Here is a 26,731-nt window from a genome sequence, read left to right as displayed (position 1 = left end):
CGTTGCAGAAAGAGTGATTGAGCAGTAGTATCAATCACTCTTTCTTTTTCTTAGAATGTATTTTTAATTCCTGAATCCGCTTTGTGGAACTTTGTTGAAGCGCCGGTTCATTTTGTGTTCGCCATCAACATATATTTCCATCACATAACGCCCTTCCTCCAAATGCCGCAGGTCGAGCCCCGTTTGCGCATCTTTAATGTTGGTGTACTCGTGTGTTTCAATGTATTCGCCATCTTTTGTAATGCGTACTTTTAGCGTCGATGGTTTATTGGTAGTGGTATAAATGGTGGCATAATCTTTTACCATGCGCGGGTAAATATTTACCGAAAGGTGCGCGATGCTAGTGTCCACTTTAAAATCGTCATCGGTTCTGAAGGCATAGAACTGCCCGTTTCCGCAATCGCTCTCAAATAAATGAATGAGGTTGCCTTCAGTGTCTTTCAGGCGTAAACGCCCGTAGCCGGCATCGGCCAAAAACCAGAATTCCAGTCCTTCGCCGGCAGTATCCACCAAATTCAGAAAATAATTGCCTTCTTCCAGTTCAAGTGTGTCGATGTAAGTTGTTGCCGAATCGAGCGTTTCGGGTGTTTGGGTGTACAGTGTGTCGTAGCTGCTGTTAACAATATGTACCCAGTTGTCTTCGGGTTTGTTGTTGGTCATAAATTCTACCACAAATTTCGACGGGATGGTTGGAATACTTTCAAATTCAACGTTCATATTGTTATCCCCATCCCATTCGTCTTCTTTTCCGTTGGGTTCTTCCAAAATCACCGAAAAAGTATTTATGCCTTCGTTCATGTCAATTTCTCCCGGAAGCGAAATAATGGCAGCTTCGTAAAAACCGAGGTTGCCTTTCCATTGAAATGTTTTCTCTTCAAACCCTTTGGTTGAATAGATGATTTTCAGCTTTTTTAAATCGCGGCTGCCCAGGTTCCGTATTTTGATGAGCGGACTGAAACCGCGAGGATTAAAACGGTTGTAGTTGTCTTTCAGGTTGGGTGCAATAATTTCTTCAATAATTACATCGTTTTCGTTGTTTGGTGCGGCATATTGGAACAGGTACGACGTGATCTGCTCGTGTGGCTGATCTTTGTTGGTTGCTGTAAACGGTTCCATGTCGAGGTCGATTTCGTGACTTCCTTTTTTTACTGGAATATCAACTACATCGGGCACTTGCAAATCGCCGGGGCACCAGTAGGCACGGTCGAAAATCCAGGTTCCGCCCTGCGGATACAGCGGATTATTGCCGCAGTCTTTCCACATGTCGCGATGATCAACAACTTCTCCGTCGAATTTTAACTCGCGCCAACGGCTGCAAAATTCGCTACAACCGCTGGGTTCATCCATTCCGTGCCCGGTATGTTGAATGCGAAATCGTGCAAAGCTGGCATGCTCCGCAGTCGTAACCGATTTTGGCGAAAGCTGTTCTTCAATGGGATCAGCCGGATCGCCGTAACGAAAATTGCCATCCCACATTTTTTCAACCGAAATAAAATCGGCTACCTGCGGGCCAAAAGTAATATCGAAATCAAGTGTGAGATCCCAGCCCAAATCGGGCGATTCGTACCCCGAGTGAATGTATTCAATCTCGACACTGTCGCGCAAAAAAGCCTGAAAATCGGTAACATCAATGCTCCAGGTGTAACTCCAGCCTTCTTTAAAATTACTTCCGTACGGAGTCAGCATGCGGCCAATCTCGTAATTAATCATTTCGCCGTTAACTCCGCCTTTTCGCAAAATCTTTACGCGGTCCATATAATCCCAGTGGGCAATGGCACGATCTTCCGGATAGGCAAGTGTCAGGTTCATAACAATTCTTCTGATCTCTTTGTCGGCTGAAGGAAAATCGCCCCACTTTACAAAGCTTTTAACGCCTTGTGCCGGATCGGTATTGATGAGGACTTTATTGTGTGTAACCACGTTTGTGGTTTGTGCCGGCAATTGCTGAGCTGCTATGAGTAGCGTTAGAAATACAATTAGTTTTTTCATGAATTAATTGTTTAACTGGTTCGTTAAAATAAGTTGAATATCTTGTGTGGGCTTGTTTTCTGTAGCCAACGTAAATTCTTGTTTGATCTGTTTTTCCGGATTCGAAACAACAAACCGGTAGTTGGATTCCTTTTTCAGCTTTAACTGAAGAAACTGATTCATATCGTCGGTTTTTCGCGGCGAATAACCGAAGTTAATGTTTTTATCGCCTTCAAAAACATCAACCCGACAACTCAAACGTGATTCACTGACAGCTGTATTCTCATCAGCAAAAACAACGATGTTGGCCATCATTTCATCCTCATTCAATTTACTGTTTTTTATAGATTCCTGGTAAATGTCGATGTAGCGCTGCGTTACGTTATGGCCCCAAATGTAAGGCTCTGCGTTTGTTGCTTCATTTTTCATTTCTTCAAAACGAGGCCGCATTTGTTCGGGGAGTTTATTGGTATCAACCACCTGCATAATGTACGGAGCATCAACTGCGGCATAGTAAGGCAGTCCGGTTGGTTTGTATGATGCTGCGTAAATCCAGTGCAACATATTATCAGGATCGGCTTTTCCGGCGTCGGCAACAAACCACGACTGGTTTAAGGTGTCAGGGTAATATTCAATAAACTGCCATTCGCCATCTATCCAAACTTCGCTCCAGGTGTGATTGCCTTTGTAGTTGGTCCACATGGCAGTGCCGGCAAGGCGCGAAGGGATTCCAACAGCGCGGTAGGCATCGGTAAGCAAAATCGACAATCCTGTGCATGTGGCCATGTGTTCTTTCATGGCTTGCAAAGGGCTGATATCTACCTTCGAGCGTTTGGTATTGTATTCCACATTCACTTCGTCTTTTATATTGCGGGCAATCGACATGATCGCCTCAATCACATTGTCCGAGTTGTCGGTGTAGGCAGCAAAACGCTCGTAAAAGTCTTTCCGCCACGCATCACGATCTTCAGAGATGTTGGCGTACGGAAGTACCTCGTTAAAAAACACAGAATCCGGGAGGTGGGCGCACCAGCTGAATTTCTCGCGAGCCTTGTAGGCGTAATCAACATTTTCGAGCAGAAAGTCGGCGTTTAGTGTTGTAAGGTCACGTTCCGGCATATAACTGATCAAAAATGCCATCCCTTCTTTTTGGTTTTTAGCCGATTCTGCCAGCGCTTTTTCCAGTTCCGGAGCATTGGCGCCGGCTTTTATCAGCGCTGAGTCTAAAAGCGAATGATACTGTTTTGGAATGTCGGGGTAATTGGTTTTACATGACCAGGCAAAAAGCAGTAGTAGACCAATGAGATAAAGTTTGTTCATTTTATAGTTATTAAAATATTTTAATAATATAGCAAAGCTAGTAAAAAAAATTATCTACCTGTTGCTGTTGAAACAAACGACTTCTGCATTTGCCATAACAAAAGACATTTACTCAGAATGAATGAAAAATGAGCTGATTTTTATTATTCAGCCAGTTGAATAATGTCTTTGGGTTTTATAATTGCAGAGTTGTAGCCGTACAACGCCGCATTGATCATTGCTTTGCCAAGTTGCGTGGTGTTTACTACAGCGTTAGGCGCTACGGCTTTAAACAAGCGTACCAGCCACATAAAATAGTCGTAAACAAACTGGTAGGCTTTGGTTCGTGACTTTATTCCGCGCAAAGGAATGATCAATCCCGGGCGGAACATAAAAGCCTGTTTAAAACCGAGTTTGATCAGGTCGTTTTCGGTTTTTCCTTTTACCCGTGCCCACATCACTCTGCCTTTTTCCGAAGAATCCGTTCCTTCGCCCGAAACATAAGTAATGGTCATCTTCGGATTTAGCGGAAGTAATTCGCGGGCAAGCGCAAGCGTATAATCGTAGGTGACCCTTTTAAAATCGTTTTCTTTCATACCAACCGAACTGATGCCCATGCACTGGAAACAAGCGTCGTAACCGGCGAGTTGCTCTTTAACAGTTGAAAAATCGGAGAAATCGTTGTGAATAAGTTCTTCCAGTTTCGGATGTGAAATATGAACCGGATTTCTTCCAATTACCAATACTTTTTCAACCGACTCATGATCGAGACATTCGAGTAAAACGCCTTTTCCCACCATTCCGGTGGCACCTGTAATAATAACGTTCATATTATTCGGGTTTTAGTTTCAAAATCACAATTTCGCTTTTTGTTCCTACACGCATTGGCGGGCCAAAAGTGCCCACTCCCTGCGAGGTATAAATGCGGGTTCCCTTATAATCGCCCAGTCCTTTATTGTATTTGTAAACCATTCCCACTACAAAGTTGAACGGAAATAACTGGCCGTTGTGCGTGTGCCCGGCAAGGTAAAGGTCAACTCCGTGTTGATTGGCAAACTCAATACCATCGGGGCTGTGATGCAGCAAAACCGTTGGTTTTCCGGGGAAGAGGTTTAGCTCATCAAGAACCGAACGGACGCTTGGCCGTTTTCTTCTTTCGGGATTTTCGTGCTGGCTGTTGTCGGCTCGCATGTGGTCGAGCCCGATAATTTGTATCTGGTTAAAATGCGTGACCTCGTTTTCCAGCACGGTAACGCCAATTTCGCGCAGGTTTTCCTTTATTTCTTCGGCGCCCGAGTAACCATCATGGTTTCCTTCCACAAAATAAACCGGGGCATTTAGTTGTTTCAGTGGCTCCAGGCTTTTACTATTCAAACGGATTTTCCCATCAAAAAGGTCGCCGGTGATAAATACCACATCCGGGTGTTGGGCATTGGTTTTGTCTACTATTCTCTGCAGGGTTTTTGGCCCCCAGAAATGCCCGATATGAACATCCGAAAGGTGGGCAATCTTAATTTCGCTCGTTAGCCCTTTCATCGGAATTTCTACTTCACTAATCCTTCGGTACTGTGCGTTTATAATTCCGGCTGCGGTAACAAAAACAGCCAGCGAAAGAGCTGAAATTCCCAATAAGCGGGGAACTGATTTTGTAAAAACATTCACCAGATCGACAACTGCCACCGAAAGCAAAAGGTAGAGTAAAAAGCCCATAATTATCGACGCCGCAATGTAAACCATATTGCCAAAAGCCGCCTGTGCATTGGTGGTTGTAGCGATGCCGGCAATCATAAAAGCAGTTAAGGCGCCAAAAGTTATATACAAGTAGCGGGCTTTTCGAATGTCGAAATAAAAGGTGAATCGTTTGGCGAGGTACATATTTGCCCCAACCAGAAATGCGAGAAATGCGATTAAAATTAACCAGGGAATAATCTGTCTCATAGTTTTCGTGCTGATACTATTGGGTTTGTTGCATGCTTTTTACCGTTTTCAAAAGAAGCTTTTTGGGTATAAAAGGAATAAATGAAGTCATTATTTTTTGCGCCGTTGTTAATCCTGAAACCACGTCGATTTTTCCTTTTTGCATGGCGTTGTAACCGGCTTCGGCAACTTTGCGCGCGCTTGCGGTTTTCTTAAACATCGCTGTTTTGTCCATTCCCGATGAGGCGCCAAATTCGGTTTCGGTGGCACCGGGCATCAGGTTGGTAACGGTAACGTTGGTATGGGCAAGCTCCTCCGAAAGCGCATTGCTGAAAGAAGTTACGTAAGCCTTTGTGGCAAAATAAACGGCTTGCAAAGGGCCGGGCATTAAACTGGCGGTTGATGAGGTGTTTAGTATTTTACCGGAATTGCGCGCTACAAAATCGGGCAGGAACAGGCGGGTCATCGCGGTTAGCGAAGTAACATTCAGGTTAATCATGGCCATGTGTTGTTCGTAATCCAGTTCGTGGAAAATACCGACTCCACCAAAGCCGGCATTGTTAATCAGAATCTCAATTTCGATACCTGCCTGTTTAATTTCACTGTAAATCTCTTTTGGCGATTCGGGCAAACCCAAATCTTTGGCAATTACATAAACCTTTATGCCGTGTTTTTTTTCCAGCTCCGTTTTTAGTGCTTCCAGCTTGTCTTTACTACGGGCAACAATCGCGAGGTCGCCTCCTTTTTCAGCATGAATGTGGGCCAGCTCGCGGCCAATTCCGGTAGATGCACCGGTTATTAATGCAACATTTTTCATCTTTTAGTAACTATTTTTCTGTTTAATGAATGTTTAAAGTTATTCTGTATAACAAAGCTAAAGGTCTGAAAATTCCTGTTTATATGCAGAAATATCTTAATAAATGTTAAATGAGCTTACTGAATCTGAATGAACAAAATCGGTAAATTTTCCTTATCTTTTCATGTGTAATAAAATGTAAATCAACAACAATGAATCGGATAATTTTAACTTTTACCTGTTTATTTCTCTTTCATACATTTTCAGCAAATGCACAGGATGGTGCGCTACTGTACGGGCAAAATTGTGCTTCGTGCCACGGTGCCAATTTAGGTGGCGGAAATGCAGCAAGTTTGGTTGACGGAATCTGGCAGTTTGGAGCCGAAGATGGTTATGTTTTCCGGAATATAAAATTTGGAATTGCACATTTGGGAATGCCTTCGTACGAAGCTACACTTAGCGACGGAGAGATTAACGCCATCATTTCTTATATCCGTGAATCGGAGAATAAAGTAGGGGCGAAGAAGCCACCGATTGCCAAAGAAATTGAGACGCTGGATTATAAAATAGATGTAGAGATTTTTGCCGAAGGACTGGAAGTTCCGTGGGCAATCGATTTTATTGACGAAAATACGGCATTGATTACCGAGCGTCCGGGAAGGTTGCGGGTTGTGCAGAACGGGAAATTGCTGGATGAGCCGGTGAAAAACACGCCAAAAGTTTTAAACGAAGGGCAGGGCGGTTTGCTGGATGTTGCAATTGATCCGGATTATGATAAAAATGGCTGGGTTTACCTCGCCTACAGTCATGTGTTAGCAAGCGAATACGATGGAAACCGGCCACCGGCGATGACACGAATTGTGCGTGGCAAAATTGAAAATAACAGCTGGACAAGTGAAGAGGTATTGTTTGAAGCCTCGCACGATAGCTATCGAACCACGCGCCACCACTATGGTTGCCGAATTGTTTTCGATCCGTGGGGACACCTGTTTTTTGCCATTGGCGATCGTGGTGCCGGATACCAGGCACAGGATTTTACGCTGCCAAACGGGAAAGTGCACCGCATTTATAAAGACGGAAGTATTCCCGCCGATAATCCGTTTGTTCATGAAGAAGGTGCAGTGAAGTCGCTGTTTTCGCTGGGTAATCGAAATATTCAGGGAATGGCCGTTCATCCGCAAACCGGAGAACTTTGGGTAACCGAGCATGGCCCAATGGGAGGCGATGAATTGAACCGGATTGAGTGGGGTAAAAACTATGGTTGGGAAACCATTACCTACGGAAAAAACTACAACGGAACCGTTATAACCGAAGAAACGCATAAACCGGGAATGGAACAACCTAATTTGTACTGGCGGCCATCGATAGCTGTTTGCGGCCTCGATTTTTATCGCGGAGATCTTTTCAGCAAGTGGAAAAATAAACTGCTGGTTGGTGCTTTAAAATACGAAGAAGTGCGTTTGTTGCAAATTGAAGGCGATAAGGTTGTTCACCAGGAGGTAATTGTAAAAAATCAGGGACGTGTACGCGATGTGTCAACCGGGCCGGAAGGCGCTATTTATGTAGTGTTGAATAATCCGGGAACGGTAATAAAATTAACGCCGCAGTAAGAAGGTAGCAAACCGTTTGCTTCAGCCTACAACATCATCGAGTTTTGCCTGGTTGTTTATCAGGTCGGCAATTGTGGTCGATTTCAGGTAAGCAATGATTTGGTTGTTCAGTTCGCCCCAAAATCCGCGCGATGCACAAATACCTTTTCGTTTGCAGGTGTAGTTGTGCGACAAACAGTCAACAACACAAATACCGGGCTCAAATGCATTATGAATATCGTAAATCGTAATGTCTTCGGGTTTGCGGGTTAAAATGTAGCCACTGCGTCTTCCGCCGGCTTTGCTTACTAAACCGGCAACTTTTAGCGAATTTATAATGTGATCGAGATACTTGTACGAAATGTTTTGGTTAGCAGAAATATCTTTCTGGTAGATTCCGATTTCAGGATCGCTCTGAGCTATTTCAAGAATAGCCCGCACACCATATCTCGTTTTAGTGCTAAATTTCAAGGTTTTTGGTTTTTATCTTACGAACTCATGTTTAAAAGCAAATGTAATAAAAACTTCATCATTCACTTTGATGGTTCCTAATACTTTTTTAGGCGGCTCAATATTAAAATCGGTTAGGTTGACTTTTAGCGATCCATTTATCAGGATTTCGGAAGAATCGCATGCACTTATTTTGCACGGAACAACATATTTATGGGTATGCCCGGCCAGTGTAATTGTTGCATTCAGATCCCTTTTTTTCAGCAGGGCTGGAAATTGCTTCTGTGTTTTTGGGTTCAATGTCAATTTGTATAACAGGATATTCGGTGGCCTTTAACAATTCCAGAAAATCTTTGCGCATATGTTGGTTTCCGCCTGTAAATTCTTTTACCGGAACAATAACTTCCTGCTGCCAGTTAAAGCGGTTGGATTGTTGTTTGTTGCTTATCAGCCGGGGTGTTTCGTGTATAAATTCGAAACGGTTGATGTTTGATGAGCCCTGAATAAGAACGAAATTGCTGCAATTTTCAGGTGTCTTTCCATTCGGGTTGTCCGAGGCTGAAACCCCGGCAATGGAGAAAATCAGGAAAAGCGAAAAAAGATAATATGTAAGTGACGTTTTATTCATGTAAGGAGTTTAGGAATGCCCGCAACAATACGGGCATTCCAATTTTTTCTCAAACGGTTCAGTTTAAAATGAAATGGCTGCTTCTAATACAAGGCCATTAAATTTCCCTCCATCAATCTCTCCGTGAGCAGGTCCATCATATTTTTGATTCACATAGTCGAGTTTTACAACTACGTTGGGAGTCATAAACCAGCCACCACCAATGTTGGTGCGGTTAACTTCCGAGTCAAGACCATCAGAAACGTGGTTGTAGCGTGTTCCAACGTAAAAGCTTCCTATGCGGTATAAGGCCTGAATAGCTGTTTGTGTAAAATCCTGGTCGGCATTTTGTTTTACGCCGTTCATGGTTTCGTAAATACCAAATACCTCAAGTCCTTTGTATTGTACGAATACGTTGGCCATGTAGCTGTTCAGTTCCGTTTGGCCACTGCCCGGGCTCCATCGTCCTGAACGGAAATTGTCGCCTTCGGCTGCAGCTGTTTGCATTACGTTGTAGTAACGTGCACCGGCACGGTCGCCATCCCATAGGTAAGCGCCACTGTGTCCGTCTGGAGCGTGGAATCCTGAAAGTGAGGCACGAACGCGTAAATCGTCGTTAATGTTTTTGTCGTACGCCAGTTTCCAGTTAAAGGCAAGATCTTCGCCAATGTCGTTAGCACGTCCGTAGTTCATACGTCCGTTGTTTACGCCTGCAACGGCAATAAAACCGTCTTTTCTGAACATGAATTCCATTCCCGGATTGCTGGTAAAAGCATCCATAATCCAGTTACCCACAAAAGGGTTGTTAATTACATTACCGTTGTTACTGCGGAAATAGTGTGCATCGCCATAATCCGGCATCATAACACCTGCTTTAATGGTCAGGTATTGCATCAGTTTCTCACTGCCTTTCAGGAAAGGCATGTAATCAATAATCAGGTATCCACCTTCAACCCAGGCCTCGTTGTGGTGGCGAGACGACATGTAGTTGTTAATGTACAGCTGAATACCAGGAGCCAAATCGGTAGTGATGCTCAGGTTTGCAGTTGGTAAATTGAAGTTATGTTTCAGGTCGATCAATTCCACATCGGCTTCATGATCGAGCATCTGCAACTGAATAGCAAAATCGCCTCCAACTTTAACTTTCACTTCTTCGAAAGTCGTAGGATCAAGTTTGGCTTTTTCAAATTGTCCGTAAGCCACAGATCCAATCAGGAAGACTGTTAATAATAATGCTAACTTTTTCATTTTCTAATTAAATTTTAAATGGTTATATATCAATAAAATATGTGGTGTGGTGTTACTTTGCGTTACCGGTTGGCATGTTTTGTAAAACAATGTCGAAATGGATAACTACTTCGTCGCCGGTTTTAAGGGTTCCCATCATCGCGGTTGGCGGTTCAATGCCAAAATCCCTCATTTTTACCGGGATTTTTCCGCTAACTTTAAACTGGTCGGCTTGTGCTTCAGCTAAGGTAAACTCCAACTCAACTTCTTTTTCTTTACCCGCAATCTGAAGTTTTCCTTTTGTTTTGGTAACCGAGTTGGCTGTTGCCGAAACAGTTCCGCCAGCACTAAAACTGATCTTCGGATGGTTGTCAGAATCGAGTGCTTTGTGCGCTTTGTTGTCCATAATTTTGTTATGGGCTATAATACTCTCGGCTAAGCACGAAAATTTGATGGATTCGATCGAAATTTCCTGATTTTCATTTGCCGAAGCCGATACTAAACAGTCGTAATCTTCAACCGCCATTTCCCAGTCGTGGATCGATGAAGTTCCGGTAACCATTAGTTTACTGTTGCTCTCATTTTCCTGGTAGCTTACTTGAGCTACCGATAAGTTACTTGCTAAAAGGATAGCAAATAGGCTTATAATCAATTTGTGGTACGTTTTCATTTTTTTTCGTGACTACTAAAACTATAAGTCCTATAGAAAAGATAGGACAAGGATAAATAAAGAAAAAATTCACGAATCATGACTAATGTCAGATTTGTTAATTTTTGCTAAAAAAACAACTTCTGATTAACGATTAGTTTACATTGAAAAATGACAGGAATAGTCATTCAGCAGTAACCTTCATAAAACCGCTTTCGTTAATAATTTGAGGCTGTGACAGATAGTTTATACGATGAGGTTACTGGTTTTAATTGTAGGCTTAATAACAGCAGTGGAATGTAGTGCGCAAAACGATGCATTTTTTTACGAGCGGCAAAAAATGGTGGAAGTGCAGCTTAAAAACCGGGGAATTAGCAACGATATGGTTTTAAGTGCATTTCAACTGGTTCCGCGGCACGAATTTGTTTTGCCCGAGTATAAGAAATGGTCCTACGCCGATGGGCCTTTGCCAATAAACGAAGGGCAAACCATTTCGCAGCCCTATGTTGTTGCCTACATGACAGAGATTTTAGAACTTAAACGGTCAGACCAGGTTTTGGAAATTGGAACCGGCTCGGGCTACCAGGCAGCTATTTTGGCGCAATTGTGCGATTCGGTGTTTACCATCGAACTTTTTGAAGAGTTAAGCAAATCGGCAACAAAGGTTTTCCGTAAACTGGAATACAACAATATATATAGTAGGGTTGGCGATGGCTATTTGGGCTGGCCCGAAAAAGCGCCTTTCGATGCCATAATTGTAACTTGTTCGCCCTCGCACGTGCCCGAACCTTTGCAGGAGCAACTGGCTGAAGGAGGGAGTATGATTATTCCGGTGGGAGCCGGCAACATCCAAAAGCTGGTTCTGCTGCAGAAAAAGAAAGGAAAGATAAGGAAGAAAGATGTGTTACCTGTGCGTTTTGTGCCGATGCTTGATGAGCGGGGGGCAAAGTATTAGTGGAATAATTAATCCTTAATTAAAATGACAAAGACCATTTTGACCCTTGTTATGCTGCTGCCGGCTGTTTGTTTCTTGCAGGCACAGCATTCGTATAAGCACCAACTTCCGACAGTAAGTTCTGAAAAACTGATTAAAGCGCCGGCCTGTGTAAACGAAAAGCCAGACTTGCCCTCGCCGGTTGTTTCGGATGGCAGCCGAGAGTTTATACTATTTAAAACAGCTGCAAACAAATACACTTGCATGGATGTGACGGTTGAAAACGGAGAGCCTTTCGATTATAAACAAGGATTATCTGGAAAGGGTAACCAGTTAAAAGCGGATGGCGAAGACTTTCCTCATTTTGCCGAAACAGGAATTCATACTACTGAAGAGTTGGCCAATGCAAAAACGATTACCGGATTATCGGTGGCAAAGATAACCGTTGATGCGCGGCCCTGGGGATCGTCGGGTGTTGGTTTTGTTGCAGACGATGAAACCATAATGTCGGTGATATGGGCGGATAATCAAACGGTGGAAAAACTTGGGCTTACACATCCCGATATGGCCCGACCATTGTTTCATTTCTGGAATGCCATGCACTATCAGGAGCAATACAACGCGGAACAAGAACCAGATTCCTGCTTGCAGTTGGCATCGTTTTTTTACAACGGAAAAGAGTTGGAATTTAAGGTTCAGGGAAGCAGGGGCTGGCAGGAATCGATTTTTAACGATGAGATTCTTGGAACAGGACACTTGGAAATATGGCGTGAACTTACTGATGAGGAACAGGAATTTCTGAACGAGAAATACAAGTACTTATCAGCCGAACAAATGAAACAGCTAAAAAAAGAACTCTCGTATTTGCACACCGGAGAGATGGTGTTGTTTTACATTAACCGCTACGGGTTTTACGAAGGCCATAACGAATATCGGGTTGATCCGGTTACAGTTGCTTCTTTGTTTGGCTTAAAATCGATTAACGAACTTCACCAATCTGCCAACGGTGATTTATACGGATACTTCATTGCGCACTTCACCGAAAATCCGGAGTAAAATGAAAAAGGGTGTGATAACCGCAATAAGTGCAGTACTTCTGATTTTTTCACTAAATATTCGGGCACAAAATCAACAATCTGAAATCGATTCGTTGGTAAATAAAATGCGAACGGCCGGAAGGGAGTGGAATACTTATGCAGAACCTTTAATTAAAATTGGTGAACCAGCCGTGGCGGCTCTTATTGAAAATGCCCGGGATACAAGCCTGAGTCTGTGGAACCGGCGAATTATAATGACAACGCTTAATACGATTCATTCGGAACAGTGGGTGGAGCCTGCTCTTGAAATTTTATTCGATGAGAATGAAGCGCCGGAAATCAGAAACCGGACAACTGCCGGATTATCGGGTTTCGACTTATCGCATGTAAATACTAAATTGTGGGAGTTGTTCTCCGGCTTCGAAAATCAATTTTACAAATCGAATATTGCCCATCTGCTTCTTAGTGCCGATACGGCCATGGCTTACCGTGCTTTTTACGAACTTTATCAAACGCAGGATGGACATATTCAGCGGAATGCCTTGCAAAAACTCGCATTTCTTCGTCCCGGCGAATCAACCAACTGGTACCTGAACGCATTGCAGGGCGAGGATTGGATGACAGCCAATTTGGCAATCGACAGTTTAATAAGCGCGTCGTCGCTAAATGCCGATCTTTTATTGTCGGTTTATTATTTGCCCGATATTGATGAAGAAGTGCAGTGGCGAATTGTTTATGTATTGTCTCAGCGAATCAATTCAGCTAACATTCCGTTTTTTTGCGAGGCTTTGAAAAGTGAAAGTTGGCTGGTTCGCACTGAAAGCGCCATAGCGCTAACAAAGTTGAATAAAGAGGAGGTGCTGAAACAACTGGTGGTTTTACAAAACGATTCAGCGGAGGTGGTGCGGAACAATGCCCGTTGGGTAATCCGGGAGTTAAATAATTCCTATTGATGGTGTAAAAAGAATTGGTATAAGTTCTTGTTACAAAGCACCAAACTTTATAATCCAGCCGTCGCTTCGGGTGTTGGTTTCGTCTTGCAGCCCCGGGCCAATTACTACAAAACCACCGTCGGAGCTGTTTATAATTCGCGAAGCGTTATCGTTATTAAAATGCAGGTTCAGTAATTTTTCGTTTAGCTCGTTGCCATCCGGATCGATGTTTAATAACCAAGGCCCAACTTTTCCGAGAAACGATGTGGCTTTAATTCCGGCAACCATAAAAGAGCCATCGGGCCGAATGGTAAGGGCATTTCCGCCTTCCGAGCCTTCGCGATCAACACTTTTGGTCCACAAAATTTCGCCGCTTGCATCGATTTTGTTCAAAACCAGATCGTAATCAAAAATGGGATCGGCCGAGTTAATGTCGTTTAAACATTTCCCGTTCCAGCCAACAATCATTAAAGCACTGTCGGGCGAGCAGCAAATACATTCGGGCCATACCTTTTGGTCGGGCGTTTTAATCCACGAAAACCATTTTGCTTTTCCTGCATTACTAACGCGTATAGCCACTATATCGCAATTGTTTTTGCCGGTTTCGCTAATTTGTGCAGCCAGGGCATAATCGCCGTTGGGAAGTTTTTTTATTGCCCGCGCACACCCCGACATGTTGGTCATGAATAATTGCTCCATAGTTATTTCTCCATTTTCGTTCAGCGTGGCCATTAAAACCTTAGGATCGTCGGGGTTTTCGCTTTTCGAGCCGGCAATGGCAAAGCGGTTTTCAGGCAGCGAAATAATATCGTCAACCGACAGGTATTGTGGGGCTAATGTTTTTTCCCATAGCTTCGTTCCGTTTTCATCCAGCCGCACCAAAAGGCAACTTTGCTTTTCGCCCTCGTAAGAAGTGCCCAGCAAAACATAGCTTTTGTCGGTGAGCTGTGTTAGGCGCTTCGGAATTTCCTTTTTTTCTGTTCCGATGGTTTTTGTCCAAAGCGTATCGCCGTTTTCTGCAAAACGAATCAGCTGAAAATCGAAGGAACGACCCGAAACTTTTATTGCGCCTGTAACAGCGTAACCTTTGTTGGCATCTTCAATAATATCGGTATAGAAGTCGCAGCCCCTGGCGCCCGATTGTTTTTGCCACTGAGGTTCGGGTATTTGCGCAAACGAGAAAGCGAGGCTGGCAAAATAAAAAACAATGGTGTAGATCAGTGTTTTTCGCATGCTATTAGTTCTCGATTAGTTTTTAGCCGGAATTCATCAATTGTATGCAAACAATGGGTAGTTGGTTTTCCAGTATTTTGGTTTCATGTCTTTATACCCAAAATGCCGGGTAGGGGTTTCAGCAGGTGATCCACAAATGATTATGGTTTTCTTTCCGATTGCCATATACAAATTGCTTCCCGGTTAGGAAAGATTAAAATGCATGCCGTAAAAATTAAAAATCAAAGTTTTAAGAACGGTCAACTTTCACTAAATTAGCAAAGGCAAAATGAGAGTTGTAAAATGGTTTGGGTATAATTTTTAGCAACGAATAAATTGGAACAGACCGCGATTTCGACACCGGCCATTGCCGGGGGCTACCTTTTATTCCGAACGGCCGAAAGTGTCATTGCTATTTCTGAAATGGAATGATGAATTTTAAAAAGTTTTAAATTCGCTTAACCTTGGATTAAAGCATTTTTCAAAACTCAGGAATTTATATACTTTCGTCGCTTATTTAGAAATTTAAACATGTGGATTAAACTATCCAGAGTAATCCTTAGGAATCGGATCCTCTTTCTTTCAGTTTTGGCTGTTATTACTGTCTTTTTGGGCTATCATGCCCGAAAGGTGGAAATGTCGTACGAGTATGCGTCATTGCTGCCCAAGAAAGATCAAGCCTATAAAGATTATCAGAATTTTGTAAAAGTATTTGGTCAGGAGGGGAACCTGATCATTGTTGGAGTGCAGGACACGAATTTTTTTCGCCTCGATCATTTTAATGCATGGAAATCGCTGTGTAATGATTTGAAAAAGGTGGATGGCGTTGAAAATTTGCTTTCGGTATCAAACACCTATAACCTTGAAAAAAACAAGGACGAAAAGAAGTTTGAAGTTGTAAACACCTTTCCGGATACGATTTCAACGCAGGAAGAACTGGATGCTTGCGTGGCCGAATTTAAGCGGCTGCCCTTTTACCGCAAGCTGGTTTATAACGACGAAACCGACACCTATCTGCTGGCCATTACGGTAAACAAAGATAAAATGGCAAGTAAGGAGCGCGAAGAGCTGGTTGCCGGAATTCAGGAGGTTTGCCATAATTTCGAGCAGAAAGAAGATGTGAAGCTTCATTATTCGGGTATGCCCTACATTAGGGTAGTAAACTCGGTAAAAATTAAGCGCGAGCTGTATATGTTCAGTGGGCTGGCGCTGTTGATTTGTATCGTGGTTTTGTTCCTGTTTTTCCGGTCGTTTAAAGCTGTTTTTGTTCCGGTGCTTATTGTAATCGTTGGTGTTATCTGGGCCATGGGAATGTTGTCGCTGTTTGGCTACAAAATTACCCTGTTAAGCGGAATGATACCGCCTTTGCTAATTGTTATCGGAATTCCGAACAGTATTTACATGCTGAATAAATTCCACCACGAATACGTTAGCCACGGAAATAAAATAAAAGCGCTGCAGCGGGTGATCATTAAAATTGGTAACGCTACCTTTTTAACCAACCTCACCACGGCTTCGGGATTTGCTACATTTATTATTGTAAAGAGCGATATTTTGCGTCAGTTTGGTATCATTGCCTCGCTGAATATTTTGGGGCTTTTTATCCTTTCGTTGCTGCTTATTCCAATTATATTCAGTTTTATCGGACCGCCTTCGTCGCGCCACGTTGGTCACCTCGATAATAAGCTTGTTACCTCGATAATCCGTAAACTGATGCACATTACCCAAAATTACCGTCAGGTGGTTTATTTTGCTACCATCGGTATAATTGTGGTAAGCATTTACGGAATTACCCTGATGAAAAGTTCGGGTTATATGCTCGATGATATCCCGGAAGATGATCCAGTGTATGTCGATCTGAAATTTTTTGAAAGCAACTTTAACGGCCTGATGCCTTTGGAAATTATGGTGGACACCAAAAAGCCACAGGGCGTAATGCAGCTCAGCACTTTCCAGAAAATAGAGCAGTTGGAAGAACGCCTGGCCGAATATCCTGAATTGTCGGCATCCATCTCCTTGCTTAATCTGTTAAAGTTTGCCAAGCAAGCCTTTTATAATGGCCACGAGCGCTACTACAGTGTGCCCAATAACCGCGAAAAAAACTTTATTCTGCAATATGCCGCAACGGGCGAAGAGAATGCCGGATTGTTACATTCGTTTATGGATAGCACGCGGCAAATTACGCGTATCAGCATTCGCGTAAAAGATGTGGGCACCAAACGAATGGAAGAATTATATACGCAGTTTAATGCCGATATCGACTCGATATTTACTACCGACAAATACGATGTAACCATTAGCGGATCGAGTATTATTGCGTTTAAAGGAAACCAGTATCTATTAAAGAACCTTTTTTCGAGTTTGGGCCTGGCTATTTTATTGATATCCACATTTATGGCCATTATGTTCTCGTCGTGGAGAATGGTGATTTTATCGCTGACACCGAACATTATTCCGCTGATATTTACGGCGGCGGTAATGGGATTTACGGGAATTCCGATAAAGGCCTCAACCATTCTGGTATTTAGTATTGCCTTTGGTATTTCGGTTGATAATACGATTCACTTTTTGGCCAAATACCGGCAGGAGCTGAATATGACCAACTGGGACATCCGGAAATCGGTGGTAATTGCCTTAAAAGAAACCGGTGTTAGTATGTTGTATACTTCGGTGGTGCTGTTCTTTGGTTTCGGAATTTTTACTATTTCAAATTTCGGCGGAACACAGGCCATGGGAATTTTGGTTTCGTTAACCTTGTTGGTTGCTGTAACCTCAAACCTGATATTGCTGCCATCGTTATTGTCGGGCCTCGAGCGGCTTACAACAACCGAAGCCTTTAAAGAACCATTGCTTCATATTTACGATGAAGAAGAAGATATTGAACTCGATGACCTGGAAATTGTTCCTGATGACGAATTAAACCTGGGAAAGTGATGTACACCGTAGAAGAACTTCAAAACAGCGTGAGTGCCGAAATTGAAAAGCGCTCGAAAGAACTGCTCCGTAATCAACCGGTTGAATTGTATGCGCCTATAAAGTATTCGCTCGATATGGGCGGAAAACGTTTGCGCCCGGTGTTGGTTTTACTGGCTTTCAATATGTTTTCCGAAGCTATTGAAAAGGCAATTCCGGCAGCAGTTGGTATTGAAGTCTTCCACAATTTTACGCTGCTTCACGATGATATAATGGACAAAGCGGATGTGCGCAGAAGCCGCCCGACTGTTCATAAACAATTCAGCGAAAATGCAGCTATTTTGTCCGGCGATGCCATGGCTTTTCAATCGTATCGGTATTTCCTTGAACAACGCTCGGAAGCGCTGCCCGAAGTGCTGGAGGTATTCAGTAAAACAGCAATAGAAGTGTGCGAAGGCCAGCAATTCGATATGGATTTTGAACAGCGTATGGATGTTACCGAAGCGGAATACCTGGAAATGATCCGGCTGAAAACAGCCGTTTTGTTGGCATGCAGCTTAAAAGTTGGTGCACTTTTGGCCAACGCGCCCGAAAACCTGGCGAATCAGCTTTACGATTTTGGAATTAACCTGGGACTGGCTTTCCAGTTGCAGGATGATCTGCTGGATACTTTTGGCGATCAGGCGGTATTTGGCAAGCAAATCGGCGGCGATATTCTGGCTAATAAAAAAACATTTTTACTGATTAACGCACTGGCAAAAGCTTCTGAAAATGAGAAAGCAGCGCTAATAAGCTGGATCGAAAAAACAGACTTTGATCCGAAAGAAAAAATAGCTGCTGTTACCGGATTGTATCAATCGATTGGAGTAAAAAATATTGCCGAAGAAAAAGTAAATGACTTTTTCAATCGTGCTATCCGCATTTTAGATGATTTAAATGTGCAGGATGTTGTAAAACAGCCACTTCGGAATCTTGCGCACAAAATGCTTACACGTAAGCATTAAAGTCTTTTGATGAAGTTAATTTATCGAACAAATGCCCGGCGCAATCTTGCATAAAAACAAAACAATGCTAAATTTGTTGGGTTTAAAAAATTTTAACGAAAAACGGTTTCAACCGGACTTAAATCTAATCCAATATGGCTCAGAGCATAGGAAAAATATTACAGGTTATCGGGCCTGTAGTAGATGTTAGTTTCGATAGTGAAGGCAGTGAACTTCCATCAATTTACGATGCATTGGAAATTCCCCGCGAAGGCAAAGAAAGTTTAATAATAGAATGTCAGCAACACATTGGCGAAAACACCATTCGTTGTGTTGCAATGGATTCAACTGACGGATTACAGCGAGGGACGGCCGTAAATGCTTTGGGTAGCCCGATTACCATGCCAAAAGGAGAGATTGCATTGGGTCGTTTGTTGAATGTAGTAGGCGACTCGGTTGACGGATTGGAGCAATTGCCAAAAGAAGGTTTGAACATTCATAACGAACCACCAAAATACGAAGATTTAACCACTGAAACCGAAGTTTTATACACCGGTATAAAGGTAATCGACCTGATTGAGCCTTATGCAAAAGGGGGTAAAATTGGTTTGTTTGGTGGTGCCGGTGTGGGTAAAACTGTATTGATTCAGGAGCTGATCAACAACATTGCCTTGGCGCACTCGGGATTATCGGTGTTTGCCGGTGTTGGAGAACGTACCCGTGAAGGAAACGACCTGCTTCGTGAGATGATTGAAGCCAACATTGTTGATTATGGCGAAGAATTCAAAAAATCGATGGAAGAAGGAAGTTGGGATCTTTCGAAAGTTGATCCGGAGCGATTGAAAAAATCGAAGCTGGCCATGGTATTTGGTCAGATGAATGAGCCACCGGGTGCACGTGCACGTGTTGCGCTTTCAGGACTCACAATTGCTGAAAGTTTGCGCGATGGCGACGGTTCTGCCGGAGGTGGTCGCGATATCCTTTTCTTTGTTGATAATATTTTCCGTTTTACGCAAGCGGGTGCTGAAACTTCGGCACTGCTTGGCCGTATGCCATCGGCAGTAGGTTACCAGCCAACGCTGGCCACCGAAATGGGGGTGATGCAGGAACGGATTACTTCTACTAAAAATGGTTCGATTACATCGGTTCAGGCGGTTTATGTGCCTGCTGATGACCTGACCGACCCTGCGCCGGCAACAACGTTTGCTCACCTCGATGCAACAACGGTATTGAGTCGTAAAATTGCCGAGCTGGGTATTTATCCTGCGGTTGATCCGCTCGATTCTTCGTCGCGTATTCTTACGCCCGAAATTGTTGGCGACGAACACTACAACTGCGCGCAGGATGTAATTATGTTGTTACAGCGTTATACCGAGTTGCAGGATATTATTGCCATTCTGGGTATGGACGAACTTTCGGAAGAAGACAAGCTGGTGGTTCACCGGGCACGTCGTGTGCAGCGTTTCCTTTCGCAGCCATTCTTTGTGGCTTCGGCATTTACCGGGCTGGAAGGAAAACTGGTTTCAATCGAAGATACCATCAAAGGTTTCAGAATGATTATGAACGGCGAGGTGGACAAATATCCTGAAGCTGCATTTAACCTTGTTGGTACTATTGAAGAGGCCATCGAAAAAGGCGAGAAATTGTTAGCTGACAACTAAAATCGGAAAGGAAAACCATGCATTTAGAAATAATTACACCGGATAAAAAAGTTTTTGAGGGCGATGTAAAGCTTATTCAGCTTCCGGGAAGCAAAGGTGGCTTTGAAATACTTAAAAACCATGCTCCCATTATTTCAACATTGGAAAAAGGAGTACTTAAAATTGTAGAAACCAGTGGCGTAGAGCAGCATTTTGAAGTTGATGGTGGTGTAATTGAAAATAAAGCAAATAAAATTATTGTGTTGGTTGAATCGACATAGTACGATAAAGATAAGCTAGTTAAAGAATCCCCGTAGAAATCTTCTGCGGGGATTTTTTGTGTCTCCAATTCAAGTTCTCCAAAATTATGATATCTTAGATACTTTGTAAAAAATGAAGGTCAAATTTCTGGTAATACGTTTTAGCTCCATTGGCGATATTGTTCTTACAACGCCGGTTGTGCGTGGTTTGAAGCAGCAGGTAGAGAATGCCGAAGTGCATTTTGTTACCAAAAAGAAATTTGCCTGCCTGGTGTACTCCAATCCTTATATCGATAAAATCCATTTCCTCGAGGATAATATTGGCGCGCTAATTCACGATTTGGCGAAAGAGAATTACGATTATATCATCGATCTCCATAATAATTTCAGAAGCAACAAAATAAAACGCCGGCTAAAAATGCAGTCGTTTGCGGTGAATAAAATCAACTGGGAGAAGTTTCTGATGATTCGGTTAAAAATGAATCGCCTGCCCGATGTGCACATTGTGGATCGTTACCTGGAAACGGTTACGGTTTTTGATGTAAAAAAAGACAACAAAGGGCTCGATTATTTTATCGATGAAACAACTTCGTTTAAACAGGATGATCTGCCCGAACCTTTTCAGAACGGGTATGTGGCCTTTGTAATTGCCGGAACTTATTTCACCAAGAAGCTGCCCGTTCATAAGGTGAGCGAAATATGCCAGCAGATTCCGTACCCGGTAATATTGCTGGGCGGTAAAAATGAATACGACGAAGGCGAAAAGGTACTTTCGCAGTCGAAGGGGAATGTGCTGAATTTTGCCGGAAAAATTTCGCTGAACCAGTCTGCTTCATTGTTGCGCGATTCGCGCCTCGTATTAACGAACGACACCGGATTGATGCACATTGCAGCAGCTTTTAAAAAGAAGATCTATTCGTTTTGGGGAAATACCATTCCCGAGTTTGGAATGACGCCCTACCAACCCGGCGGGTCGTCGGAGGTAATGCAGGTAACCGGTTTGAGGTGCCGGCCCTGTTCCAAGTTAGGCCACCAGAAATGCCCCAAAAAGCATTTTAAATGTATGGAAGACATTGATATTGAAAAGGCTGTTGAATGGATCAGCACTAATTTCTGATTGCCATGTCACCTTGGCTCTTTTGTGAATAGAAATCCGAAGGTTAGGAAGCCCATGGGATTTGTTGACGAATTGCCCATTGGATTTTAAAAAATCGCTGATGGGATAAAACTCTTCTTCAAATTTGTTGTTTAAGAAACTTGCATTGGATAGCAGTAATCAACTTTAGCGAATAGTATTCTTTGCACCGTCTTTTAAGGCGGTGATACAAGTATCGAATTCATTGAGGGAAATCTTGCAAAAAATTTTTGCGTTATCTTTGCAGCAAATTTACAGGTATGAAGGAGCGTTTATTCGGGAAAACATTAGGGGAGTTACAGGAGCTGGTAGTAGAGCTGGGGCTGCCAAAATTTACGGCAAAACAAATCACCGATTGGCTGTATAAAAAGCAGATCAGCTCGATTGAGGAGATGACAAATCTCTCGAAAAAAGCCCGTGAATTGCTCAGCGAACGTTTTGAATTTGGCTTAACGCCTTATACAAAAGTAAGTGCCAGTATTGATGGTACACGCAAATACCTGTTCCCTACGATCCAGAATAAATTTATCGAAACGGCGATGATTCCGGAGCGCGACCGCAAAACCGTTTGTGTGAGTTCGCAGGTAGGTTGTAAAATGGGTTGCCTGTTTTGTTTTACGGCCAAACAGGGTTTTCAGGGGCAACTTTCGGCCGGCGAAATCATCAATCAGATAAAAAGTATCGATGAAGTAGAAGAGGTAAGCAACATCGTGTACATGGGCATGGGCGAACCTTTCGATAACCTTGAGGAAGTGTTGAAAAGCCTTGAAATCCTGACTTCGGAATGGGGTTTTGCCATGAGTCCTCGACGGATAACCGTCTCAACTATCGGTATTATTCCGGGCATGCTGACTTTCCTTGAAAAAAGCGAGGCGCACCTGGCCGTGAGTTTGCATACTCCATTCCACGAAGAGCGTCAGAAAATTATGCCGGTTCAGGTGGCTTACCCGATTGAAGAGGTGATTGACGAAATTAAAAGCTGGGATTTTGGCCGTCAGCGCCGCGTGTCGTTCGAGTATATTTTGTTCGAAGACCTGAATGATTCACAAAAGCATGTTGATGAACTGGCCCGCCTGCTTAGTGGGTTAAAATGCCGCATCAACCTGATTCGTTTTCACCCCGTGCCGGGAACACCGTTAAAAAGTCCGGGTGAAGAAACCATTCAGCGATTTAAAGATGCACTGAATAAAAAGGGAATTCTTACCACTGTTCGTGCGTCGCGTGGCCAGGATATTTATGCGGCCTGTGGTTTGCTTTCTACTAAGGAACTGGTGAAGACTGAACGCAGATGACACTGATTTAACAGATGATCGCAGAAAACTGCTTTCTGAGTTCTAAATTTGTTTTAACCCAATTCTGCTAAGCTAAACTTCTCTTTCAGTTGCACACCTTTTTCGGTCTCCTGCACCGAGGCACATTCGGTATAATAATCATGCTCAAAAAACAGGATGTAGTCTTTTTCAGCAGCTTCTTTCAGAAATTTGCCTTTCTCTTCCATCACTTTCACCGGATCAAGATCGTAAGCGGAAATCCAAAGCAGAGGAATGTTTGCCGCAGTGGTAATTAAATCTGAAGTGTAAACAAAAACGTGTTTTTCGGTGTGAAGGATGGGCAGCATTTGCCCCGGGGTGTGGCCATCGAATAGTCTTATCTCAAAGCCGGGGAGCCATTCACCTTCTTTTTCAATCAGCTTTAATTTTCCCGATTCCATCATAAAGTCCAGCACCGGGCGATGGAAAGCTGCCCGTTCACGCGGATTCGAAATTTTGGCATGTTCCCACTGTGTTTTGCTGCTCCACAAAGTGGCATTCGCGAATACTAATTCCAGTTTGCCGTCAATAGTTTTAACGGCTCCGGTGCAGTGGTCCCAGTGCAGATGCGTAAAAAATATATCAGTAATATCGGTAGCTGAATAACCTTTTTCGGCTAATGATTTTTCCAACGCATCAACCGAAGTTACGCCATTATTTCGGAGGTGTTTTTCGGGATAGTGGTTTCCAATTCCGGCTTCGATCAATATTTTGCGTTCACCGGTTTCAACTAGCAAGCAACGCAAAGTTAATCGGGTAAAATTATCGTCGTTGCACGGGTAAACTTTGTTCCACAATACTTTTGGAATGGCGCCAAACAGGGCTCCTCCATCGCAATGAAAATGACCGGCAGAAATCGGTGTTAGCTTCATATAAAAAGTTTGAAGTCGGAAACAGGAGGTTTTTACTTCATTTCCTTTTCCAACTTTTGTTAATCGCTGTAAAAATAAATGATTTTAATGGGGCGCAAGTCCGTGGCGTTGCTGAAAAGCTGAATCTAACGTAAAGTTCATAACATGGTCAACCACGCCGGTGTAATCTTTTATCCCCGACTTTATATTGTTGTGTTTCAGGTAGGCATCGTTGAGTTTTGATGCTGTTTTGTCCATGGTTGCATTGCGCAGTTGGTTCCAATGTTCACTTATTCTGTTGATGTCGGCCTGCACTTCGGGCGAGATTTCAGCAACAAGCTGTTTATACTCTTCCAAACCTCTAGCCTGTCTGAAAAAATGAAATGAAATAAACAGTTTCGCCGAATACCTGATTTGTTGCGACGAACTGTGTGTGCAAACCAGCCACGCGTAAAAGTTGGCTTCGGCCTCGCTTGTAACACCCAGCTGATGTGCTTTTTCGTGCGCCAGAACAAAAGGGTATTCAATGGGCAAAATCATTTTGTTCACATGCACTTCGTTAAAAAATGGCCCGAAGTAACCGGTGATTCCTGATTTTGCATAAAAGCTGCTGAAAGTAATTTTTTTGTCGGGGCGCTTGCCCATGGGGTACTCAAACTGTAAAACCGGTGCCAGTTGTTGGTACGATTCTTCAATTAAGCGGTCGGTTTCAGTCTTGTCAATGCTGTCAAAATCGCAATGTAGCCGGTTTAATTCGGAGGTGTACCGGTGAATAAATTGCACAAATTCTTCGGTATCGGGTTCGCGGTCGTTTATTCCAAGCCGGTCGGGTAAGGGCAAACGGAAATAATTGAAACCCCAAAGCACATAAAACAGGATATATACTGTGGCCAGAACATTCAGCAAAAATTTTCCGGCAGCTTTCCATTTTATCCGTTTGGTGAAAACCAGAACAAGCAGGATTAAAGGGAGTAAAAACAATGCCGCATAAAAAATATCAGCAAGCGAAAAGGGAAAAATAAAAGAAAGGGTTGAAAGTAACGAAGCTATAAATGGATAGAGTCGCTGTGCATACCAGGTTTCAACAAGGTTGGGAAACTGGCGAAGAAGAAGGGTAAGGGCAAAAATAATTCCCGCTAAACACGGAAGAAGGAGCCATTTATATTTTCTGTTTATTCGCAATTTTTTCGGGTAAATATACAAGACAAAATTTAAAGATTTTAAGGGCTGACGATCAAAACTGGTGTTTGTCTGTTGCAGTTGTGATGAGGAGTGGTATTAACAAAGTTTGTATTTTAATGCTAAGAGAGGTTCTTTTTGATAGAGTAGGGCCTGTTTTAAAATACATTTGTTAATATTGTTTTCAGTTTAAAATCAAAAACATTTCATAATGGGTAAGGCTTGTTCTTTTTTGCTGATGGTTGGGGGACTGTTAGCCGGATTAAATGGATTTTGTGAAGGTAAAGATGGAAAAGCAATGGAAGTTCATAAACGTATAATAACAATTGATACACATTGTGATACACCAATGGCGCTGTTAGACAGAGGACTGGATGTAGGTGAAAAAAACGAAGCACCGGGTAGCCGCGTTGATTTTCCGCGAATGGAAGAAGGTGGCTTGGATGCCATTTTTTTTGCAGCATTTACCAGCCAGCGCCCTCGCACCGAAGAGAATACGCAGAATGCTTATGAAATGGCGAATAAGATGATTGAGAAAACCAAGGAGGTATGTCAAAAATATAATAATATGGCCGAGGTGGCCACTGCTCCGGAAGATGTTGCTCGTCTTAAAAAACAAGGAAAACGCGCTATCTACATCGGAATGGAAAATGGTTTTCCGTTGGGGCAGAAGCTCGACAGGGTAGAGGAGTTTTACAATAAAGGTGTTCGTTACATCACGCTTTGTCACTCGTCGAATAACGATGTATGCGATTCTTCAACCGATAGAAAAGGCCCCGAACATGATGGATTGAGTACTTTTGGAAAAGAAGTAGTGCAAGAAATGAACCGCCTTGGAATGTTAATCGATGTTTCGCATATTTCAGACAAATCGTTTTACGATGTGGTGGAAATGAGCAAGGTGCCGGTTTTTGCTTCGCACTCCAGCGTGCGTGCTATTGCACATCATAAGCGAAACATGACGGATGATATGATAAAAGCACTGGCCAAAAATGGCGGTGTAATTCAAATTTGTTTACTCGACGACTATATTAAAGATCCCGATACTACCACTGTTCGTTACCAGAAAGAACAGGAAATAAGGAATATTTTCAATACCCGCTTTGCAAAAATGAGCGAAGAGGAGCAGGCAGAAGTTCGGAAACACTGGCGCGAACTGGATGAGAAATACCCCAAGCAATTGCCAACGGTTGCCGATTGTGTAGATCATATCGACTATGTAAAAAATCTGGTAGGAGTTGATTACGTGGGTATTGGATCGGATTTTGATGGCGGTGGCGGACTGGCCGATTGTGCCGATGTGAGCCAGATGCCTAACATTACCGCCGAAATGCTGAAACGTGGTTACACCGAGGAGGAAATTGCTAAAGTTTGGGGCGGTAATTTTTTGCGTGTATTTGCCGAAGTGGTTAAGAATAGACAATAACAGGTTACCGGTTTTGCATTAGCTGAGTGTTGTAGAATACAGCCAGATAGCTACCTGGTAACCCATTTTATTTTCTGGTTAGTGATAAGCCTCCTGAAATTTGCTTTCAGCGATTTTCAATTCATTGCAGCTACTTTAGTTTCTATAAATTTCCATTATAAAAGGAAGTAGATTTGAGTACAGAGATTTGAGTATTGAGACTGATTTTGCTTTTTTTCTCTACTCATTATTCATAACTCCTTAGTTCTTTATTTTTTTTGAATTTCATTCAATCTTAAGCTTATTATACAGGTTTGGTTAACCGAAAACAGAGGTGAAAATTAATGAGGCATAAATAAATACAAACGGCATTTTAAATTATTGATCCTGCTTCAGAAAAGTTAATTACAGAATATATGTTGTTGTTAAGAATACAAT

Annotated in this window: 24 protein-coding genes; 11 read left to right on the top strand and 13 right to left on the bottom strand. The window is 42.9% G+C overall.

Features of this window, described 5'->3' with window-relative positions; translation table 11 throughout:
- Nucleotides 1–63 precede the first annotated feature (63 nt).
- The 5 genes from BMW53_RS06990 to BMW53_RS06970 all read right to left on the bottom strand — a co-directional run bounded on the left by BMW53_RS06990 (nucleotide 64) and on the right by BMW53_RS06970 (nucleotide 6,001).
- A complete protein-coding gene (locus BMW53_RS06990; RefSeq protein WP_051567683.1) occupies nucleotides 64–1,989 on the bottom strand; it encodes a peptide-N-glycosidase F-related protein in 1,926 nt (641 codons plus the stop codon).
- 3 nt (nucleotides 1,990–1,992) lie between these two features.
- Nucleotides 1,993–3,288 (bottom strand): transglutaminase-like domain-containing protein, encoded by a 1,296-nt coding sequence (locus BMW53_RS06985; RefSeq protein WP_051567682.1) that lies wholly within the window; start codon nucleotides 3,286–3,288, stop codon nucleotides 1,993–1,995.
- A gap of 143 nt (nucleotides 3,289–3,431) precedes the next feature.
- The gene (locus BMW53_RS06980) at nucleotides 3,432–4,097 is read right to left on the bottom strand and encodes an NAD-dependent epimerase/dehydratase family protein (protein ID WP_038556989.1); all 666 of its coding nucleotides are present in this window, start codon (nucleotides 4,095–4,097) and stop codon (nucleotides 3,432–3,434) included.
- A gap of 1 nt (nucleotide 4,098) precedes the next feature.
- Nucleotides 4,099–5,205, bottom strand: coding sequence for a metallophosphoesterase (locus BMW53_RS06975; RefSeq protein WP_081804786.1), 1,107 nt, complete (start codon nucleotides 5,203–5,205; stop codon nucleotides 4,099–4,101).
- 16 nt (nucleotides 5,206–5,221) lie between these two features.
- Nucleotides 5,222–6,001 carry an SDR family NAD(P)-dependent oxidoreductase gene (locus BMW53_RS06970; protein WP_038556986.1) on the bottom strand — a complete coding sequence of 260 codons (780 nt, stop codon included), beginning with the start codon at nucleotides 5,999–6,001 and terminating at the stop codon, nucleotides 5,222–5,224.
- Between the two features lie 191 nt (nucleotides 6,002–6,192).
- Between BMW53_RS06970 and BMW53_RS06965 the strand changes: the two genes are divergently transcribed.
- Complete coding sequence (locus BMW53_RS06965) at nucleotides 6,193–7,590, top strand: PQQ-dependent sugar dehydrogenase (protein ID WP_038556984.1); 1,398 nt, start codon at nucleotides 6,193–6,195, stop codon at nucleotides 7,588–7,590.
- Between the two features lie 21 nt (nucleotides 7,591–7,611).
- On the opposite strand, the gene BMW53_RS06960 is transcribed toward BMW53_RS06965, so the two are convergent.
- From BMW53_RS06960 to BMW53_RS06945, 5 genes are all read right to left on the bottom strand, one after another.
- The gene (locus BMW53_RS06960) at nucleotides 7,612–8,040 is read right to left on the bottom strand and encodes an RrF2 family transcriptional regulator (RefSeq protein ID WP_038556982.1); all 429 of its coding nucleotides are present in this window, start codon (nucleotides 8,038–8,040) and stop codon (nucleotides 7,612–7,614) included.
- A gap of 12 nt (nucleotides 8,041–8,052) precedes the next feature.
- Entirely contained in the window at nucleotides 8,053–8,319 is a 267-nt protein-coding gene (locus tag BMW53_RS21480; protein WP_394331163.1) for a YceI family protein, read from the bottom strand.
- Nucleotides 8,231–8,647 carry a hypothetical protein gene (locus tag BMW53_RS06955; RefSeq protein WP_038556980.1) on the bottom strand — a complete coding sequence of 139 codons (417 nt, stop codon included), beginning with the start codon at nucleotides 8,645–8,647 and terminating at the stop codon, nucleotides 8,231–8,233. Before BMW53_RS06955 ends, BMW53_RS21480 begins: the two co-directional genes overlap by 89 nt.
- Before the next feature lie 63 nt (nucleotides 8,648–8,710).
- Nucleotides 8,711–9,874 carry a porin family protein gene (locus BMW53_RS06950; protein WP_038556978.1) on the bottom strand — a complete coding sequence of 388 codons (1,164 nt, stop codon included), beginning with the start codon at nucleotides 9,872–9,874 and terminating at the stop codon, nucleotides 8,711–8,713.
- A gap of 52 nt (nucleotides 9,875–9,926) precedes the next feature.
- On the bottom strand, nucleotides 9,927–10,523 hold the full coding sequence (locus tag BMW53_RS06945; protein ID WP_051567681.1) for a YceI family protein: 597 nt from the start codon (nucleotides 10,521–10,523) through the stop codon (nucleotides 9,927–9,929).
- A gap of 232 nt (nucleotides 10,524–10,755) precedes the next feature.
- Between BMW53_RS06945 and BMW53_RS06940 the strand changes: the two genes are divergently transcribed.
- The 3 genes from BMW53_RS06940 to BMW53_RS06930 are packed head-to-tail and all read left to right on the top strand — an operon-like array spanning nucleotide 10,756 to nucleotide 13,426.
- Complete coding sequence (locus BMW53_RS06940; RefSeq protein ID WP_038556976.1) at nucleotides 10,756–11,457, top strand: protein-L-isoaspartate(D-aspartate) O-methyltransferase; 702 nt, start codon at nucleotides 10,756–10,758, stop codon at nucleotides 11,455–11,457.
- A gap of 24 nt (nucleotides 11,458–11,481) precedes the next feature.
- Nucleotides 11,482–12,492 carry a hypothetical protein gene (locus tag BMW53_RS06935; protein WP_139178050.1) on the top strand — a complete coding sequence of 337 codons (1,011 nt, stop codon included), beginning with the start codon at nucleotides 11,482–11,484 and terminating at the stop codon, nucleotides 12,490–12,492.
- 13 nt (nucleotides 12,493–12,505) lie between these two features.
- Nucleotides 12,506–13,426 carry a HEAT repeat domain-containing protein gene (locus tag BMW53_RS06930; RefSeq protein ID WP_168136398.1) on the top strand — a complete coding sequence of 307 codons (921 nt, stop codon included), beginning with the start codon at nucleotides 12,506–12,508 and terminating at the stop codon, nucleotides 13,424–13,426.
- Nucleotides 13,427–13,456: 30 nt separating this feature from the next.
- Here the strand turns inward: BMW53_RS06930 and BMW53_RS06925 are convergent, their stop codons facing one another.
- Nucleotides 13,457–14,638, bottom strand: a complete 1,182-nt coding sequence (locus BMW53_RS06925) for a hypothetical protein (protein WP_038556970.1) — start codon at nucleotides 14,636–14,638, stop codon at nucleotides 13,457–13,459.
- Nucleotides 14,639–15,148: 510 nt separating this feature from the next.
- On the opposite strand from BMW53_RS06925, the gene BMW53_RS06920 reads away from it, so the two are divergent.
- From BMW53_RS06920 to rlmN, 6 genes are all read left to right on the top strand, one after another.
- On the top strand, nucleotides 15,149–17,551 hold the full coding sequence (locus BMW53_RS06920; RefSeq protein ID WP_038556968.1) for an efflux RND transporter permease subunit: 2,403 nt from the start codon (nucleotides 15,149–15,151) through the stop codon (nucleotides 17,549–17,551).
- Complete coding sequence (locus tag BMW53_RS06915; protein WP_038556966.1) at nucleotides 17,551–18,534, top strand: polyprenyl synthetase family protein; 984 nt, start codon at nucleotides 17,551–17,553, stop codon at nucleotides 18,532–18,534. Before BMW53_RS06920 ends, BMW53_RS06915 begins: the two co-directional genes overlap by 1 nt.
- 134 nt (nucleotides 18,535–18,668) lie before the next feature.
- The gene (gene atpD, locus BMW53_RS06910) at nucleotides 18,669–20,174 is read left to right on the top strand and encodes a F0F1 ATP synthase subunit beta (protein WP_038556964.1); all 1,506 of its coding nucleotides are present in this window, start codon (nucleotides 18,669–18,671) and stop codon (nucleotides 20,172–20,174) included.
- A gap of 17 nt (nucleotides 20,175–20,191) precedes the next feature.
- The gene (atpC, locus tag BMW53_RS06905; RefSeq protein ID WP_038556962.1) at nucleotides 20,192–20,434 is read left to right on the top strand and encodes an ATP synthase F1 subunit epsilon; all 243 of its coding nucleotides are present in this window, start codon (nucleotides 20,192–20,194) and stop codon (nucleotides 20,432–20,434) included.
- A 112-nt stretch (nucleotides 20,435–20,546) separates the two neighbouring features.
- Nucleotides 20,547–21,530 carry a glycosyltransferase family 9 protein gene (locus tag BMW53_RS06900; RefSeq protein WP_038556960.1) on the top strand — a complete coding sequence of 328 codons (984 nt, stop codon included), beginning with the start codon at nucleotides 20,547–20,549 and terminating at the stop codon, nucleotides 21,528–21,530.
- A gap of 278 nt (nucleotides 21,531–21,808) precedes the next feature.
- Nucleotides 21,809–22,840: a dual-specificity RNA methyltransferase RlmN gene (gene rlmN / locus BMW53_RS06895; protein ID WP_038556958.1), complete on the top strand. Its 1,032-nt coding sequence runs from the start codon at nucleotides 21,809–21,811 to the stop codon at nucleotides 22,838–22,840.
- A 53-nt stretch (nucleotides 22,841–22,893) separates the two neighbouring features.
- Here the strand turns inward: rlmN and BMW53_RS06890 are convergent, their stop codons facing one another.
- On the bottom strand, nucleotides 22,894–23,730 hold the full coding sequence (locus BMW53_RS06890) for an MBL fold metallo-hydrolase (protein ID WP_038556957.1): 837 nt from the start codon (nucleotides 23,728–23,730) through the stop codon (nucleotides 22,894–22,896).
- An 84-nt stretch (nucleotides 23,731–23,814) separates the two neighbouring features.
- Nucleotides 23,815–24,891: a DUF3810 domain-containing protein gene (locus BMW53_RS06885; protein WP_168136397.1), complete on the bottom strand. Its 1,077-nt coding sequence runs from the start codon at nucleotides 24,889–24,891 to the stop codon at nucleotides 23,815–23,817.
- A 208-nt stretch (nucleotides 24,892–25,099) separates the two neighbouring features.
- On the opposite strand from BMW53_RS06885, the gene BMW53_RS06880 reads away from it, so the two are divergent.
- Nucleotides 25,100–26,314, top strand: a complete 1,215-nt coding sequence (locus BMW53_RS06880; RefSeq protein WP_038556953.1) for a dipeptidase — start codon at nucleotides 25,100–25,102, stop codon at nucleotides 26,312–26,314.
- Nucleotides 26,315–26,731: the final 417 nt, after the last annotated feature.

This window comes from Draconibacterium orientale, assembly GCF_900111425.1.
Taxonomy (GTDB): Bacteria; Bacteroidota; Bacteroidia; order Bacteroidales; family Prolixibacteraceae; genus Draconibacterium; species Draconibacterium orientale.
The sequence above is the reverse complement of the archived record's forward strand: the minus strand, read 5'-3'. Positions and strand labels throughout refer to the sequence as shown.